The organism is Kribbella pittospori (genome assembly GCF_004331465.1).
Lineage (GTDB): Bacteria > Actinomycetota > Actinomycetes > Propionibacteriales > Kribbellaceae > Kribbella > Kribbella pittospori.
Map to the genome: position 1 here is coordinate 90,962 of NZ_SJKB01000012.1, position 13,703 is coordinate 104,664.

The window sequence follows — 13,703 nt, forward strand, 5'->3', positions numbered from 1 at the left end:
AGCCAAGCGCGAGCAGCGGGACGGTTGCTGTGAGTCGCACAGAGCTCCCCAATCGGTGGACGGCCTCGGTAAATCGTCCGGTCCGGGACTCCGTTCAGTCAATAGCCGATCACCGTCCGCAAGCAAATTCGACTACCGTGTGCGAGCGTAACTCGCAAGTTGACGCCCGTCGGGGGCGAAGAACCGGAGCGTGTCGGCGTCCAGGGCGACCCGCTTGGCCGCCTTCAGTACGCCGGTGTGCGGCACGTTCTCGCAGCCGACCATGCGCTGCGGACCGACCGTGGCGGTGAACTCGCCGCGCTGACCGATCGTGTACGTCCCCTGGAGTCCGTTGCAGCCGTCGGACCCGGTCCAGGTCCCGTCCGGCACGAGCACGAGCACCGGATCCTCGGGTCGCGCCGCCTTCAGCGTCTTGAGTCCGTCCATCTCGACCGGTCGCCAGGTCCCGGCCACGCTCTGGGCCGAGAGTTGCGACTGGACCTTCGCGCTCGGCGTCGCCGAGGCCGTGCCGGCCGCGACCGGCGACTGCGAAGGCGCGTCCCGGCCGGCCAGGTTGAAGCCGACGACGGCGATCGCGGCCACCGCGACGGCGGCGGCTCCGGAGGCGATCCAGGTCCGGCGCTGGGCCTGCCGGGCGCCGGTGGTCGCGCGCTCGGTCAGGTCGGTGACCGGCGGCACCGAGGCCGCGGCACGGTCGAGGGTTGCCCGCAGGTCATCCTCGAGATCGGTGTTGCTCACGACAACCTCTCATCAACACGGTGGGACTGCCTGGTCCGTCGCAGCGTGGCCAGCGCCCGGCTGGCGGTCGCGCGGACGGAGGACGGTTTGATGCCGAGCAGGTCGGCGATCGTGTGGTCGTCCAGGTCCTGGTAGTAGCGCAGGACCAGCACGACCCTCTCCCGGGCCGACAACCTGGCCAGCGAGCGCCAGAGGTCGTCGGAGTTCACGATGTCGGTGGCGGGGTCGGGCACTGTGCGTTCGGCGTCGATCTCCGCCGTCGGCGCCTCGGCGAACGAGCGCCGCCGCGTCATCGACAGGTACGCGTTGATCAGGATCCGCCGGACGTAGTTGTGCGGATCGTCCGCCGTCCGGACCTTCCGCCAGGCCCGGAACGCCTGCATCAGCGCGATCTGCGCCAGATCCTCCGCTCGCTGGTAGTCGCCGGAAACGGTGAAACCGAGCCGCACCAGTTCCTGTCCGCGGGCGGACACGTACTCCTCGAACTCCACTCGCCGCTCCCTGGCCGGGCGTACAACACCTCACACCTATTAGACGCATCGAGTGGCTCAGGGTGCTGCAACCATTCACACACAGTTGGATCTCACCGCGGCTGCTGGACTAGACCGCCTAGCCCAGCAAGAACTTGCGGGCCTCGTCCTGCCCGCGCGGATCGCGTTGCACACCGTGCCCACTACCCGGTACGACGACCAGCTGGGCCGAGCGCGCGTTCGCCTGCTCCCAGCGAGCCCACTCGACCGGACAGAACAAGTCGTTGCTGCCTTGGAGGATCAGCGTGCGTGGGGTCAGTTGTTGCGCCTTCGGGTACGTGGAAGTCCTCGCTGCCGGCCAGCGCAGGCAGCCCTGGATCATCTGCTGTTCGCATACGGTGCGCAGGTCGTACGGATACAGCTGCTTCGGATCCAGACGGCGTAGAGCTGTCTCGAGTGCTTGGCTGCGGGCGGACTGGCTGCGCGTCGACTGGCCGGTCCACGGGAAGCGCAGGTCCGAGCAGAGTGTGGCCATGTGCAGTCCGGCGGACAGAGTGTCGTACGAGAGGCCACTGCTGGTCGCCTGCTGGAGGAAGTCCTTCAAGCCGGAATCGTCGCCGTTGCGGGCGGCGTGCAGGATCGCCGGGATGCCTTTCAACGAAGGGTTGACGGTGTTGAGGCTGGAGACGGACAAGCTCTCCATCAGGTCGGTGCCACTCACACCGTGCTGCACCAACCAGGCCAGGTCGGTGACGGGATCCGTCGTACAGGCAGGATCTTGGCGGCACGCGGCCTTCAGGACCGTGCCGGTTGTTGCCATCAGGTCGACGGCGAGTGGGTCGAAGCCCTTGTGCGGGACGATGGAGTCCAGCACGAGCGACCGCACACGGTCCGGGTACTTCAGTCCGTACTGCGCCGCCGTGAAGCTCCCGTACGACGTACCGTCCAGCGTGAGGCGATCGACCTCGAGGTGCTGCCGGAGGATCTCGATGTCCTCGACGGTGTCCGGGGTGCCGTAGTACCCGAGTCCAGGGCCGATCCGTTGTGCGCACTCGTCCACAGCCTCAGCGGGTGCTGTCAGGAAGTCCGAGCCGCCCACAGCTCTTTGCAGAGCAGGGCAATTGATGCCTGGCGTACCCGTGCCGCGTTGGTCGAACATGACCAGCCTGTACTCGCGTAGCACCTCAGGAGCGAGGTACGCGCGGACGCGAGCCAGGAGCGGGACGCCCGGTTGGCCGGGGCCGCCGGTGAGCATCAGGAGCACGCCACGCGGCGCGTCCACGTTGTCCGCGGCCGCTACGGCCAAGTCGAGCGACGGACCGTCCGGCCGTTGATGGTCCAGCGGTACGCGGAGCGTCGTACACGTGAAGCCGGAAACCCCTGCGCAGGAAGGGGTTTCCGACGAGCAGGCTGTGCACACGAGGAGCAGCGCGCACAGCAGTCGTAGCAGTCGCATGCACCCCTCCCGGAACGAACAGCGTGCAGGTTCGGGAGAGCGCTGACAAGCCGCCGCTGCCTGCCTTGCGGGTCGACCCCAGGGAGGGACCCGCAAGGCAGGCGCGGGTTGACCCCGGTCCGGACGGCTTCGGGGTGCACGTCCGGCGCAGGGTCAGCGCAGGCCGAGCGACTTGATCAGCTCGGGTGTCACTTGGCGTGGAGCCGGCAGCACGCCCGGCTTGCCCTGGCCCTCCAGAGAGGTCGCCACCAGGCGACGGCAGCCGAAGGCCTCCGCGGTGTAGGACAGGACGCCACGGTCGTTGTCGGTGAACCGCAGGACGTAGGTCGGGCCGAGCTCCTTCGTGCAGAAGGTCGGCTTCTTGGCCACGGGCTTCGGCGCGTTCACCAAGGCGAACAGTTCTGTCGCCTGCTTGGCGGTGCGCTTGGTGGTGCCGGTCGCGTAGGCCTGCCCGGACGCCTTCGCGTCGTACTGGCAGATCGTCACGCTGACCGGCTGGAACAGTGACGTCGCCGCGCCCTTGCCCCACACGACCTTGTCGGCGGCCGCGCGGACGGCTGCGATCATGTCGGGGCAGTCGGTGCTGGGTGTGCCGCTGGAGGTGGGCGACGGGGTTGGGCTGCCGGGGGTGGTCGGCGTATCGCTGGGCTGGGCGGCGGGCGGGGACGTGGAGCTCTCGTCACCGCAGGCGGCGGTGATGCCGAGGACAGCCACGACGAGCGTCGCACCGATCAGGCCCCGTGTCCGTAATGCACTCACGACTCGGTCCTTCCGGGTTGGCAAGGTCACCCATGATGGTCGACCGGGGCCACGTCATGCGTGCCGGAACATCACGGCGGCGCGTCGTTCCGGTCACGCCGCCGGATCGTTCGGCAACCGAGGCAGACCTGTAACGTGCACGCGCTGGTCGCCCGTCCCGGGTTGGGGACTGCCCCGGAATACCAAGGGGCCCGGTGTGCACAGGCCCGGTAATCTTGGGGGCATGACGAGCCCGTACGAAGACGACGAGCCGCTGCTGCCGGACCAGACCCGTGACGACGATCCGCGCACCTGGGGCGACAACGACTTCGGCAGCGACGACGACGAGCGCATCCTCCGCGAGGTCCCGCCCCACCACGAATGAACACCGTCCTGCTGATCCACGGCGGCCTGTGGGACGCCATGGACGCGAAAGCCTTCTGGGGTACGACGGGGGTCATCGACGGACTGGCGTCGCACGGGGTGACCGTGCTGGCGCCGGACCGTTTGAAGCGGCCGAGTGGATGGGACGCCGAGGTCACAGCGCTGGGTGAACATCTCCAGAACCTCCGATTGCCGCCGGGGGACAGCAGACTGACGGTCGTTGGCGCATCCAACGGATGTGCGGTCGCCGCGCGGCTCGCGATCGAACATCCGCATCTCGTCGACCGGTTGCTGCTGGCCTGGCCGGCGACCGGTGGGGATGCGGTCGTGGATGCGCGCACACGGGCGGGGCTGATCGAGGTCGGCTGCCCTCCTGAGGTCGTGGACGGATTGCTGGCCGGCGAGACTCTGCGCGGTGTGACCGACGCCGAACTCACCGGGCTCGCGCGAATCCCGGTGGCGGTGCTTCCGTCAGTGCCGGAGAATCCCTCGCATCAGCGCAAGACGGTCGACGCATTGCTGCGGTTGATCCAGGGGAGTCGTGAGCTGGCCGGTAGCGCGGAACCGCCGCTGCCCACCTTCCCGCCGTACCTGGACCAACTGGTGCGAACGATCGTGGAGTTCGTGAACTGAGGGGACGGGCGTGGAGCTTCGGGGGTTCACCAGCGGGTACGACGGTCTGGTCGCGAGCTGGGCTGTGGATGCGAGCGAAGTGGGGTTACTGTCCGGGCGGGCCGAGTACCCGTTCCCGGCGGAGTTGACGTCGAGTTGGCGCAAGGCCGACCCGGACATCGAGTCGTACCTGCTCTTCGACGGAGATCGACCGGTCGGCTACGGGGAGGTCTGGCTCGACGAGGAGGAGGACGAGGTCGAGCTGGCGCGGATCATCGTGGACCCGGAGGTCCGCGGTCGGGGGTTCGGTCTGGAGTTGGTGCGGGCGTTGCTCGAGCCGGCCGGCAAAGCCGGGTTCTCCGAGGTGTTTCTGCGGGTGCGGCCGGAGAACGCAGTCGCGATCGCGACCTACCAGCGGTCGGGGTTCGTGGACGTGCCGGCGGGCTTGATGGACGAGTGGAACGCGGAACAGCCGGTGGCCTACCGCTGGATGCGGTACGCCGGGGACTGACGACGCGGGACTGACGGCACCGGGGACTGACGACCCGGGGAGAAGGTAGGCGCCTGGCGAGCTCAGGGGCTGAGGTTTGTGCGCCTACCCGCTCCCGCAGAGATCAGAGCGAACGGGAACGCAGCAGGTCGCGGATCTCGGTCAGCAGCTCCTGGTCGGTGGTCAGCGGGTCCGGCTCCGGCTCCTCACCGCGGGCCCGCCGCTCGGCGAGCTTGTTCAGCGGCATCACGATGACGAAGTACACGGCCGCGGCCACGAACAGGAAGTTGAGCGCCGCCTGCAGGATCAGGCCGATCGAGAACTCCGCGTCGTTGATGGTGAAAGCCCAGACACCGCTGATGTCCGGCTTGCCGAAGATCGCGGCGATCAACGGATTGATCAGGCCCTCGACGACCGCCTTGATGACCGCGCCGAACGCTGCGCCGATGACGACGGCGACCGCGAGGTCGACGACGTTCCCGCGCATGATGAATTCCTTGAAGCCCTTGAGCATGTGGGTGCCTCCACGAAGCAGGTGATGTACCCGAGACAAGGTAGGACCGCACAGCCGCGAGGGCGAGGGAGCGCGCCGGGGCGACCACGCATCGTGTCGGCACATGTTCGACTGGTGATCAGCTCGTGTCGGGTGTCAGCGCGACCGTGATGCGCGAATTGGTTGTGGCCTGGGCCAGTCTGGTCGCAACGTCCGGTGTGGTGGCGACGACGATCAGAGCGCCGGAGGACGTCGTACGCGGGTTCGGTAGCGCGACCACTCGCACGGCTCGAGCAAGCAGATCCGCCGACTCGGCTGCGCTGCTCGTCGCGGCGTACAGGTTCAGGTGATCGCCGACGCGGAGGAGTGCGGTGATGTCGGCGTCGTCGATGCGGAACGGGTAGGCCAGTGATCCCGGTGGCACCGAAACAGGGCCGAGGAAGCGCGCGTCGGTCAACGGCTCACCGGATCTGACCGGTCCGCTCAGAACGCGCGCGGTCAGATCCGTGCCGGGTTTGAGCGCACCATCGGGCACCGCGCCGATGGGCAGGTCGAGTGTTCGGAGATCGCCGTCGGACGGCACGGCTCCGCCGGTCAGGTCGCGCGCTGCGGCCAGCACGGCGACGGTCGGCGGTGGTGGAGGGGACAGGGCGACAAGGCCGAAATACACAGCAGCCGCGGCAGCCGCGCCGGCGAGAAGCCGGCGATGCCACCGAGCGGCGCGCAACAGGTCACGAAGGAGCGAAGGGAGTTTCATGCCGGAGAAGGTACGAGTTTCGCCGGCGGCCGCCCTTCAGTTGTCCACAGGCAGCAGGTCAGGCAGCGCTGGTGCTCGTCGAGGACGAGGACGACGAACCGTTGGACGACGAACCACCCGACGACGAGCTGCCCGAGGAGCCACCCGACGACGAAGAGCTCGACTCCGACGAGGAGGACGAAGACGAGGACGACGAAGAGGACGTCGAGGACTCGGACTTGGCGGCCGGGACGCTGCTCTTGCCGGACGAGCGGCTGTCGTTGCGGTAGAAGCCGGAACCCTTGAAGACGACACCGACGGCGTTGAAGACCTTCCGCAGCGTGCCCTGGCACGCCGGGCAAACGGTCAGCGCGTCGTCCGTGAAGCTCTGTCGCACCTCGAGCGCCTCACCACAGTCGGTGCACTGGTACTGATACGTCGGCACGTTCGGTTCCCTTCAGGCCGCTGGCACTCCTACTACTCGACTGCTAATAATGCGCCAGCGGCCCGAAGTATTCCAACTCAGGCCTGTCGGCGGACCGTGAAGTTCCAGCAGCCGGCGATCACGTTCCGCACCTGGACGGTGTCCACCGCCGGGTCGGCGAACAGCTGTTTGAGCTCGACCTCAGCGGTCCCCGCCGCGGCCAGCACCCCGTCGAGCATCTGCCCCGAGGCGTCGTACGGGCGCAGTACCGACCGCCGGTCCCGGAAGTCGGCCGGGTAGCCGTCGGACGCGGGACCCCCACAGTCGGACAGGTGGACGAAGACCGGTCCGACCTCGGCGTACGGTCCGCCGGCCGTCATCGGCCGGTGCGAGACCAGCGCGATCCGGTCGCCGGCCGGAGCGATCGTCAGGCAGCACCGCAGCGGTTCACCGCCGCCGGAGGTCAGCGGAATGATCGGATTGCCGAAGTCGTCGTGGTCGTTGCAGCGGATCCGGTCCAGGTCGGCGGCCGGGACGGCGACGTATTCCAACTCTGTGTTCATGCCGATGGAACGCAGAGCAACGCAAAGTTGTGAGGGACCCCATTTGGGGTGGACGGCGGCATTCTCTACGGTTGGGTCCGTGCGTCGCCTGCTTCGAGTCCTCGTCATCAGCGGAATCGCCCTCGCCACGGTCCTCCTGGTGATCGCCGGGACCGTCGTCTTCGTCGTGCGCCATTCCTTCCCGACCTACGACGGAACGATCGAGCTGGACGGTCTCGATGCGGAGGTCGAGGTCGTCCGCGATGCCCAGGGCATCCCGCAGATCTACGCCGACAACCCGTCCGATCTGTTCGCCGCGCAGGGGTACGTGGCCGCGCAGGACCGCTTCTTCGAGATGGACTTCCGCCGGCATGTCACCGCCGGGCGGCTGTCCGAACTGTTCGGCGAGAGCGCTCTGGAGACCGACAAGTTCATCCGCACCCTGGGCTGGCGCCGGGTCGCCGAGAAGGAGCTGGGTCTGCTCAGCCCGTCCACCCGGCAGTACCTCGACGACTACGCCCGCGGAGTGAACTCGTACCTCTCGACGCACAGTGGTTCCGGTCTGAGCCTGGAGTACGCCGTACTGTCGCTGAAGGGCACCGACTATCGCCCGGAGCCGTGGACGGCGGCCGACTCGCTGGCCTGGCTGAAGGCGATGGCGTGGGATCTCGGCGGCAACATGGACGACGAGATCACCAAGACCAAGCTGCTCGCGTCGTTCCCGGCGCAGAACGTCGAGAGCCTGTATCCGGACTACCCGTTCGACCGGAACCGGCCGATCCTCGCGACCGGTGCGGTAGACCGCGACGGCCAGTTCAGCACCGCGCCGGTCGACTCCGAGCTACGCCGCGGGATGCTGACCAAGGACCTGCTGAAGTCCCTGGACTCCGTGGACAAGGTGGCCAAGGGACTCCCGCAGTTGCTCGGCCAGGGCGACGGGATCGGATCGAACTCCTGGGTCGTCTCCGGCGACCACACCACCACCGGCAAGCCGCTGCTGGCCAACGATCCGCACCTCGGCGCGACCATGCCGGGGATCTGGACCCAGGTCGGCCTGCACTGCAACAACGTCAGCCGCGCCTGTCCGTACGACGTCTCGGGCTTCAGCTTCTCGGGTCTGCCCGGCGTGGTGATCGGCCACAACAACGCGATCTCCTGGGGCTTCACCAACCTCGACCCCGACGTCCAGGACCTGTACCTGGAGCGCGTCGAGGGGAACAAGGTGCTCTACAACAAGCGGTGGAGTGCGATGGCGACACGCGAGGAGACGTTCAAGGTCGCCGGCGAGGACGAACCGGTGAAGATCACCGTCCGGGAGACCCGGCACGGTCCGCTCATCTCCGACGTCGGCGACGACCAGCGCGAGATCGGGGAGATCGTCGCCAAGCGAGGCAAACAGCCGCAGGCGTACGCCGTCTCACTGCAGTGGACCGCACTGACTCCGGGCCGCACCGCCGACGCGCTGTTCGCGATCAACCGGGCCCAGAACTGGACCCAGTTCCGGGCCGCGGCGAAGTCGTTCCAGGTCCCCTCGCAGAACCTGGTGTACGCCGACACCGACGGCCACATCGGCTACCAGGCGCCCGGGCTGATCCCGATCCGCAACTCCGGCCGCGGCGACTGGCCGGTGCCGGGCTGGGATCCGAAGTACCACTGGAAGGGGTACATCCCGTTCGACTCGCTGCCGACCGAGTTCGATCCGGCGGACGGCGTGATCGTCACCGCGAACCAGGCGGTGGTGCCGCCGACGTACAAGTACTTCCTGACCGACAACTGGGACTACGGCTACCGGTCGCAGCAGATCACCGACCGGATCAAGGCAGCCGGGAAGCTGGACGCGAACGCGATGGCGTCGATCCAGTTGGACACCAAGAACCGGGTGGCCGAGATGCTGGTGCCGTATCTGCTCCGGATCGGCATCGACGACAGCTTCGACCGGCAGGGCCAGGACACCCTGAAGAACTGGGACTTCACCCAGCCGGCGGACTCCGCGGCAGCGGCCTACTTCAACGTGGTGTGGCGCAACATCCTCGCGCTGACCTTCCACGACCAGCTCCCGGAGAGCACCTGGCCGGACGGCGGTTCGCGCTGGTTCGAAGTGATCCACACACTGCTCGCTCACCCGAACAGCAAGTGGTGGGACAAGATCGGGACGCCCCAGTTGGAGAGCCGCGACGACATCCTGCGCGAGGCGCTGGTCGAGGCCCGATCCGAGATCACGCAGAAGATGGCGCGGGAGCCGGCGAACTGGCAGTGGGGCAAGCTGCACAAGCTGACGCTCACCAACCAGACGCTCGGTACGTCGGGCATCGGTGTCATCGAGCGGATCTTCAACCGTGGCCCGTACGAGCTCGGCGGCGGTACGTCGCTCGTGGACGCGACCTCCTGGGATGCCGCCGAGGGCTACACGGTGACGTCGACGCCGTCGATGCGGATGGTGGTCGACCTGGCCGACTTCGACAAGTCTCGCTGGATCAACCTGACCGGTGTGTCCGGGCACGCGTTCTCGTCCCACTACACCGACCAGACCGAGCTGTGGGCACGTGGTGAGACATTGCCCTGGGCCTACACCAAGGGCGCCGTCGAGGAGAGCCGGAAGGATCTCCTGACCTTCACCAAGCCGGAGCGTTAGCCTCGGCGAACAGTGCCTCCGGCCAGGTCCACAGGGCACGCTGGGTCAGCAGGATCGAGATGGTCCCGTCGGCCGGCGTGGTCGACCACAGCGTCCCCAGACCGCCGGCCCAGCCGTACCGCCCGCCGCCGACGGACAGCCCGTAGCCCCATCCGGTGTCCGGTCCGAGGAAGTCGGCAGCGGCAGTGCGCTGCGCCGGCGTGAGCTGATCGGTTGTCATCTCCGCGACCGCAGCAGGAGACAGCACACCGTCGCCGTCGGCCAGCAGCATCCGGGCGAACGCATGGAAGTCGTCGACCGTGGAGATCAGCCCACCACTCGCATCCGGGAAGGACGGCGGCACCAGCCACTGGCTGTCCGCCGCCGCGTCCAGAACGTCCTCCCCGAGGTACGCCGTCGTCAGCCGCGCCGGGTCCGACGCGGTGAACCCGGTGTCCCGCATGCCGAGCGGTTCGAATATCCGCGCCCGTAGGAACGTCTCCAAGGGCTCTCGGGTCGCCCGCGCGATCAGTACGCCGAGCACGTGTGAGCCGGTCGAGTACATCCACCGCTCACCCGGCTGATACTGCAACGGCAGCGTCCCCAGTCGCCGCATCCACTCGTCCGGCTCGAGCCGAGTACGCGGTACCGGCGGTCCGAACGTGCGCAGCTCCAGTTCCTGCTCGCGTTCCCGCAGCGCCGGATGGTCCGACTCGCCCAGTCCGTGCCGGAAGGTGAGCAGGTCCCGCAGAGTGATCGGCCGCTCCGCCGGGACCGTGTCGTCGAGTGGTCCGTCCGGCTGCCGCAGTACGACAGGATGCGCCAGCTCCGGCAGTAGCTCGTCGACCGGTGCGTCCATGGACAGCCGGAGTTCGTCGACCAGGATCATCGCCGCCGCGGCGACGATCGGCTTGGTGAACGACGCGACCCGGAACAGGCTCTCCCGCTGCATCTCCGGACCGTCGAACGCGAGCTTGCCGAGTACGTCGACCCGGGTCTCGTCGCCGCGACTCACCAGCGAGATGAGACCTGGGAGGACACCGGTGTCGACGTACTCGCTGAGCATCAGCCCAGTCCACCAGCGAACGGCATGTCCCGCCACTGTGTTGCGAACATCCGGATGCCGTCCGCCAGGTCCGGCAGTCGCGGCACCAGCGGAGTACACACGAGGACCTGCATGACCCGGGCGGTGTCCATCACCCGCTGCACAGCTTCATCGAGCTGGGGGCGTCCCAGTCCGGCCGCCGCCTTGTTGTACACCTGGCCGAGCTCCGGGCCGAAGCCCGCCTGGTCCCACTCGATCGGGCCGAGCGTCGTGTCCTCGAAGTCGGCCCACAGCACTCCGTCCTTCGTCGGGATTCGGTTGTACGACGGAGCGTCGCCGTGGATCGTCTGGATCGTGGCCGACGGGAAGACCGCCTCGAACGCGGCTCGGCTCGACAGCACCGGTCCCAGCACGGCCCACTCGGCCCGTGCCCGGTCCACGTCGTCCTGCTCGAGCAGCCCAGGCACCGCCTCCAGCGTCTCGATGCCCGACGGCACTGCGAGCAGGGGAGTCAGCCACGGCAGCTCCCGCGGGTAGTCCGCGAGGATGGCGTGCAGTTCGGCGGCCCGGACCGTCCCCGCGATGTAGTCGGGTTCGACCGACTTGTCCTCCTCGACGTACTGCCAGAACGTCATGGACAGCCCGTCCTTCTCCACTGGCTTCCGTGGCACGAGCGGGCTCGGGGCGGTCACCGGCTTGCCCTGGTCCACCAGCCACCCGGACACGTCCAGCTCACGCTGCTGACGTACTGCGGTGGCCTCTCTTTCCATCAGGTAGTCCGGCAGGTTCATCGGCACGCGTGCGACCACAGGGGACGGCTTGAGGTGCACTACCACCGAGAAGGCGCTGTACAGGACTGTCGGGTCGGTGACCGTCAGGCCGAGGTCACGTCCGGCTGTGGCTGCGGCTTCTACCGCGGTCTCAGTCATCCAGAGATCCTCGCAGCGGGATCAAGTGGTTTGGCGTGAGCGCAGCGTGCACCGGATGGTCGTGGTCGTCGGCTGGAAGCTTGTCGACGACTTCGACGTCGTACACCGCGGCCCAGATCGGCGTACCGGGTCTCACTCGCGCCAGTGCCCGGTCGTAGGAGCCACCACCGCGTCCGAGGCGCACGCCGTCGCGGGCGACCGCCACAGCGGGGCAGATCACCAGATCGGCGGTGGCGATGGCGTCCGGGCCCAGGTCCACAGGCGGCTCGGACAGACCAAGCCGGCCGGGGACCAGATCGGCCGCTCCCGGGGCGACACCCCATCCGAGGTCGTTGTCGGCGTACAGGATCGGCAGCAGGACGTCACGGTCGGTAGCCAGCAGCCAGTCGATCAGGGCACCGGTCTGCGGTTCGAGGCCCCTGGACACGTACAGAGCCACCCGCCGGGCGCTGTGCACAGCCTGCAACGAGCGGGCACCGGCCAGCAGGTCCCCTGCGGACGATCGAGTGCTGCGGGCAGCGAGGAAATGGGACCGCGCAGCGGCCTTGGACGCGAACACCTACTGATCGTAGGCGGCGTGACGCGGTTAACACTGTGATCACCACGCGTCCCCTAGTGTTGGGACATGAGTGAGGCAGGTCTACGACAGGCGCAGGAGAAGATGCGCGCGGCCGGCACTGCCGACGTCGCGATCCGGGTCTTCACCCACTACTACCGGTTACTCGAGTCCGGTCAGCACGGCACGATCCGCGAGGACGACATCGAGCCGGTGGGGGACCTGCCGCATCTGGACCACCTGGACACCGACCCGGCGGCGCTGCGGGCCGCACTGGCCGAGACGGTGGTGATCAAGCTCAACGGCGGCCTCGGTACGTCGATGGGTGTCACCGGCCCGAAGTCCGCACTGCCGGTCAAGGACGGACTGAGCTTCCTCGACATCATCGCCCGGCAGATCCTCAGCACCCGGCGCAAGTACGACGTACCGCTGCCGCTGGTGCTGATGAACTCGTTCCGCACCACCGAGGAGTCGCGCCAGATCCTCAGCGAGTACGACGGTCTGGCGATCGACGGACTGCCGCTGGACTTCCAGCAGAACATGGAACCGAAGCTGCTCGCCGACGATCTGACGCCGGCCGAGTGGGAGCCGGACCCAGAGCTGGCCTGGTGCCCGCCGGGTCACGGCGACCTGTTCACCGCACTGGTTGCCTCCGGCACCCTTGACGCCCTGCGGGAACACGGTTTCCGGCATGCGTTCATCTCCAACGCCGACAACCTCGGCGCCACCGCGGACCCTCGGATCGCGGCCTGGATGGCGGAGCACGACGTACCGTTCGGGATGGAGGTCTGCCGCCGGACCCGATCCGACCGCAAGGGCGGACACGTCGCGGTGCGCAAGTCCGACGGGCGGCTGATCCTGCGCGACAGCGCGCAGGTCGCGGCCGAGGACACGAAGTACTTCCAGGACGTCACCCGGCACAGGACCTTCAACACCAACAACCTGTGGATCGACCTGGACCGGCTGGCCGAGCTGATGGAGGGGCACGACGGGATCCTCGGGCTGCCGATCATCGTGAACCGCAAGACCGTCGACCCGGCCGACCCGTCCTCGCCCAAGGTGATCCAGCTGGAGACCGGGATGGGGACCGCGATCGAGACCTTCGAGGGCTCGCAGGCGGTGCTGGTCGACCGCAGCCGGTTCAAGCCGGTGAAGACCACGAACGATCTGCTGGTCCTGCGCTCCGACGTCTACGAGCTGGACGAGGCGGGCGACCTGACCACCACGCACGAAGGCGACGAGCCGTACGTCGACCTGGATCCGGAGTACTTCAAGATCCTGGCCGACTTCGACGTCCGGTTCCCGGCCGGGCCGCCGTCGCTGGTCCGCGCGGACCGGCTCGAGGTGCGCGGTGACGTTGCCTTCGGCAAGGATGTGGTGGTGGTCGGCGACGTCGAGCTGGAGGCGCCGGCCGGGGAACGCCGGGTGATCCCGGACGGGGCCGAACTCCGCGCCTGACACCACGAGCTGGGGGGAACT

The 13,703-nt window shown here is 68.1% G+C and carries 16 protein-coding genes; 5 read left to right on the plus strand and 11 right to left on the minus strand.

What is annotated here, in order from left to right:
- Positions 1 to 132: 132 nt before the first annotated feature.
- From E0H73_RS32595 to E0H73_RS32610, 4 genes are all read right to left on the minus strand, one after another.
- Positions 133 to 738 (minus strand): META domain-containing protein, encoded by a 606-nt coding sequence (locus E0H73_RS32595; RefSeq protein ID WP_131362838.1) that lies wholly within the window; start codon positions 736 to 738, stop codon positions 133 to 135.
- Positions 735 to 1,229 (minus strand): SigE family RNA polymerase sigma factor, encoded by a 495-nt coding sequence (locus E0H73_RS32600; protein ID WP_131362840.1) that lies wholly within the window; start codon positions 1,227 to 1,229, stop codon positions 735 to 737. Before E0H73_RS32600 ends, E0H73_RS32595 begins: the two co-directional genes overlap by 4 nt.
- A gap of 118 nt (positions 1,230 to 1,347) precedes the next feature.
- Complete coding sequence (locus E0H73_RS32605; RefSeq protein WP_131362842.1) at positions 1,348 to 2,664, minus strand: alpha/beta fold hydrolase; 1,317 nt, start codon at positions 2,662 to 2,664, stop codon at positions 1,348 to 1,350.
- Between the two features lie 153 nt (positions 2,665 to 2,817).
- Positions 2,818 to 3,423: a hypothetical protein gene (locus E0H73_RS32610; RefSeq protein WP_238164416.1), complete on the minus strand. Its 606-nt coding sequence runs from the start codon at positions 3,421 to 3,423 to the stop codon at positions 2,818 to 2,820.
- 223 nt (positions 3,424 to 3,646) lie between these two features.
- Here E0H73_RS32610 and E0H73_RS46110 point away from each other — a divergent pair, with 223 nt between their 5' ends.
- The 3 genes from E0H73_RS46110 to E0H73_RS32620 are packed head-to-tail and all read left to right on the plus strand — an operon-like array spanning position 3,647 to position 4,909.
- Positions 3,647 to 3,787 carry a hypothetical protein gene (locus tag E0H73_RS46110; protein ID WP_165554438.1) on the plus strand — a complete coding sequence of 47 codons (141 nt, stop codon included), beginning with the start codon at positions 3,647 to 3,649 and terminating at the stop codon, positions 3,785 to 3,787.
- A complete protein-coding gene (locus E0H73_RS32615) occupies positions 3,784 to 4,419 on the plus strand; it encodes an alpha/beta hydrolase (RefSeq protein WP_131362846.1) in 636 nt (211 codons plus the stop codon). Before E0H73_RS46110 ends, E0H73_RS32615 begins: the two co-directional genes overlap by 4 nt.
- A gap of 10 nt (positions 4,420 to 4,429) precedes the next feature.
- On the plus strand, positions 4,430 to 4,909 hold the full coding sequence (locus E0H73_RS32620) for a GNAT family N-acetyltransferase (RefSeq protein ID WP_131362848.1): 480 nt from the start codon (positions 4,430 to 4,432) through the stop codon (positions 4,907 to 4,909).
- A 103-nt stretch (positions 4,910 to 5,012) separates the two neighbouring features.
- On the opposite strand, the gene mscL is transcribed toward E0H73_RS32620, so the two are convergent.
- From mscL to E0H73_RS32640, 4 genes are all read right to left on the minus strand, one after another.
- Positions 5,013 to 5,402 (minus strand): large conductance mechanosensitive channel protein MscL, encoded by a 390-nt coding sequence (mscL, locus tag E0H73_RS32625; protein WP_131362849.1) that lies wholly within the window; start codon positions 5,400 to 5,402, stop codon positions 5,013 to 5,015.
- Between the two features lie 118 nt (positions 5,403 to 5,520).
- Positions 5,521 to 6,138, minus strand: coding sequence for a CpaB family protein (locus E0H73_RS32630; RefSeq protein ID WP_238164417.1), 618 nt, complete (start codon positions 6,136 to 6,138; stop codon positions 5,521 to 5,523).
- Between the two features lie 58 nt (positions 6,139 to 6,196).
- Positions 6,197 to 6,562 (minus strand): FmdB family zinc ribbon protein, encoded by a 366-nt coding sequence (locus E0H73_RS48265; protein WP_131362851.1) that lies wholly within the window; start codon positions 6,560 to 6,562, stop codon positions 6,197 to 6,199.
- Between the two features lie 77 nt (positions 6,563 to 6,639).
- Positions 6,640 to 7,104, minus strand: a complete 465-nt coding sequence (locus tag E0H73_RS32640) for a DUF1203 domain-containing protein (RefSeq protein ID WP_165555909.1) — start codon at positions 7,102 to 7,104, stop codon at positions 6,640 to 6,642.
- Positions 7,105 to 7,183: 79 nt separating this feature from the next.
- On the opposite strand from E0H73_RS32640, the gene E0H73_RS32645 reads away from it, so the two are divergent.
- Entirely contained in the window at positions 7,184 to 9,715 is a 2,532-nt protein-coding gene (locus tag E0H73_RS32645; protein ID WP_131362854.1) for a penicillin acylase family protein, read from the plus strand.
- Here E0H73_RS32645 and E0H73_RS32650 read toward each other — a convergent pair.
- From E0H73_RS32650 to E0H73_RS32660, 3 genes are read right to left on the minus strand one after another with little or no spacing between them, the layout of a single operon-like run.
- Entirely contained in the window at positions 9,696 to 10,760 is a 1,065-nt protein-coding gene (locus E0H73_RS32650) for a serine hydrolase domain-containing protein (RefSeq protein WP_131362856.1), read from the minus strand. The two genes, E0H73_RS32645 and E0H73_RS32650, sit on opposite strands and share 20 nt — an antisense overlap.
- A complete protein-coding gene (locus E0H73_RS32655; protein WP_131362858.1) occupies positions 10,760 to 11,668 on the minus strand; it encodes an aminoglycoside phosphotransferase/kinase family protein in 909 nt (302 codons plus the stop codon). Before E0H73_RS32655 ends, E0H73_RS32650 begins: the two co-directional genes overlap by 1 nt.
- Positions 11,661 to 12,227 carry a 5-formyltetrahydrofolate cyclo-ligase gene (locus E0H73_RS32660; RefSeq protein ID WP_131362860.1) on the minus strand — a complete coding sequence of 189 codons (567 nt, stop codon included), beginning with the start codon at positions 12,225 to 12,227 and terminating at the stop codon, positions 11,661 to 11,663. The genes E0H73_RS32655 and E0H73_RS32660 overlap by 8 nt, the downstream gene beginning before the upstream one ends.
- A gap of 66 nt (positions 12,228 to 12,293) precedes the next feature.
- On the opposite strand from E0H73_RS32660, the gene E0H73_RS32665 reads away from it, so the two are divergent.
- A complete protein-coding gene (locus E0H73_RS32665) occupies positions 12,294 to 13,682 on the plus strand; it encodes a UTP--glucose-1-phosphate uridylyltransferase (protein ID WP_131362862.1) in 1,389 nt (462 codons plus the stop codon).
- Positions 13,683 to 13,703 lie beyond the last annotated feature (21 nt).

Coding starts and splice junctions, on each gene's coding strand:
- E0H73_RS32605 (WP_131362842.1), bottom strand. CDS start 2,664: ATGCGACTGCTACGACTGCTGTGCGCGCTGCTCCTCGTGTGCACAGCC.
- E0H73_RS46110 (WP_165554438.1), top strand. CDS start 3,647: ATGACGAGCCCGTACGAAGACGACGAGCCGCTGCTGCCGGACCAGACC.
- E0H73_RS32615 (WP_131362846.1), top strand. CDS start 3,784: ATGAACACCGTCCTGCTGATCCACGGCGGCCTGTGGGACGCCATGGAC.
- mscL (WP_131362849.1), bottom strand. CDS start 5,402: ATGCTCAAGGGCTTCAAGGAATTCATCATGCGCGGGAACGTCGTCGAC.
- E0H73_RS32630 (WP_238164417.1), bottom strand. CDS start 6,138: ATGAAACTCCCTTCGCTCCTTCGTGACCTGTTGCGCGCCGCTCGGTGG.
- E0H73_RS32640 (WP_165555909.1), bottom strand. CDS start 7,104: ATGAACACAGAGTTGGAATACGTCGCCGTCCCGGCCGCCGACCTGGAC.
- E0H73_RS32650 (WP_131362856.1), bottom strand. CDS start 10,760: ATGCTCAGCGAGTACGTCGACACCGGTGTCCTCCCAGGTCTCATCTCG.
- E0H73_RS32655 (WP_131362858.1), bottom strand. CDS start 11,668: ATGACTGAGACCGCGGTAGAAGCCGCAGCCACAGCCGGACGTGACCTC.
- E0H73_RS32665 (WP_131362862.1), top strand. CDS start 12,294: ATGAGTGAGGCAGGTCTACGACAGGCGCAGGAGAAGATGCGCGCGGCC.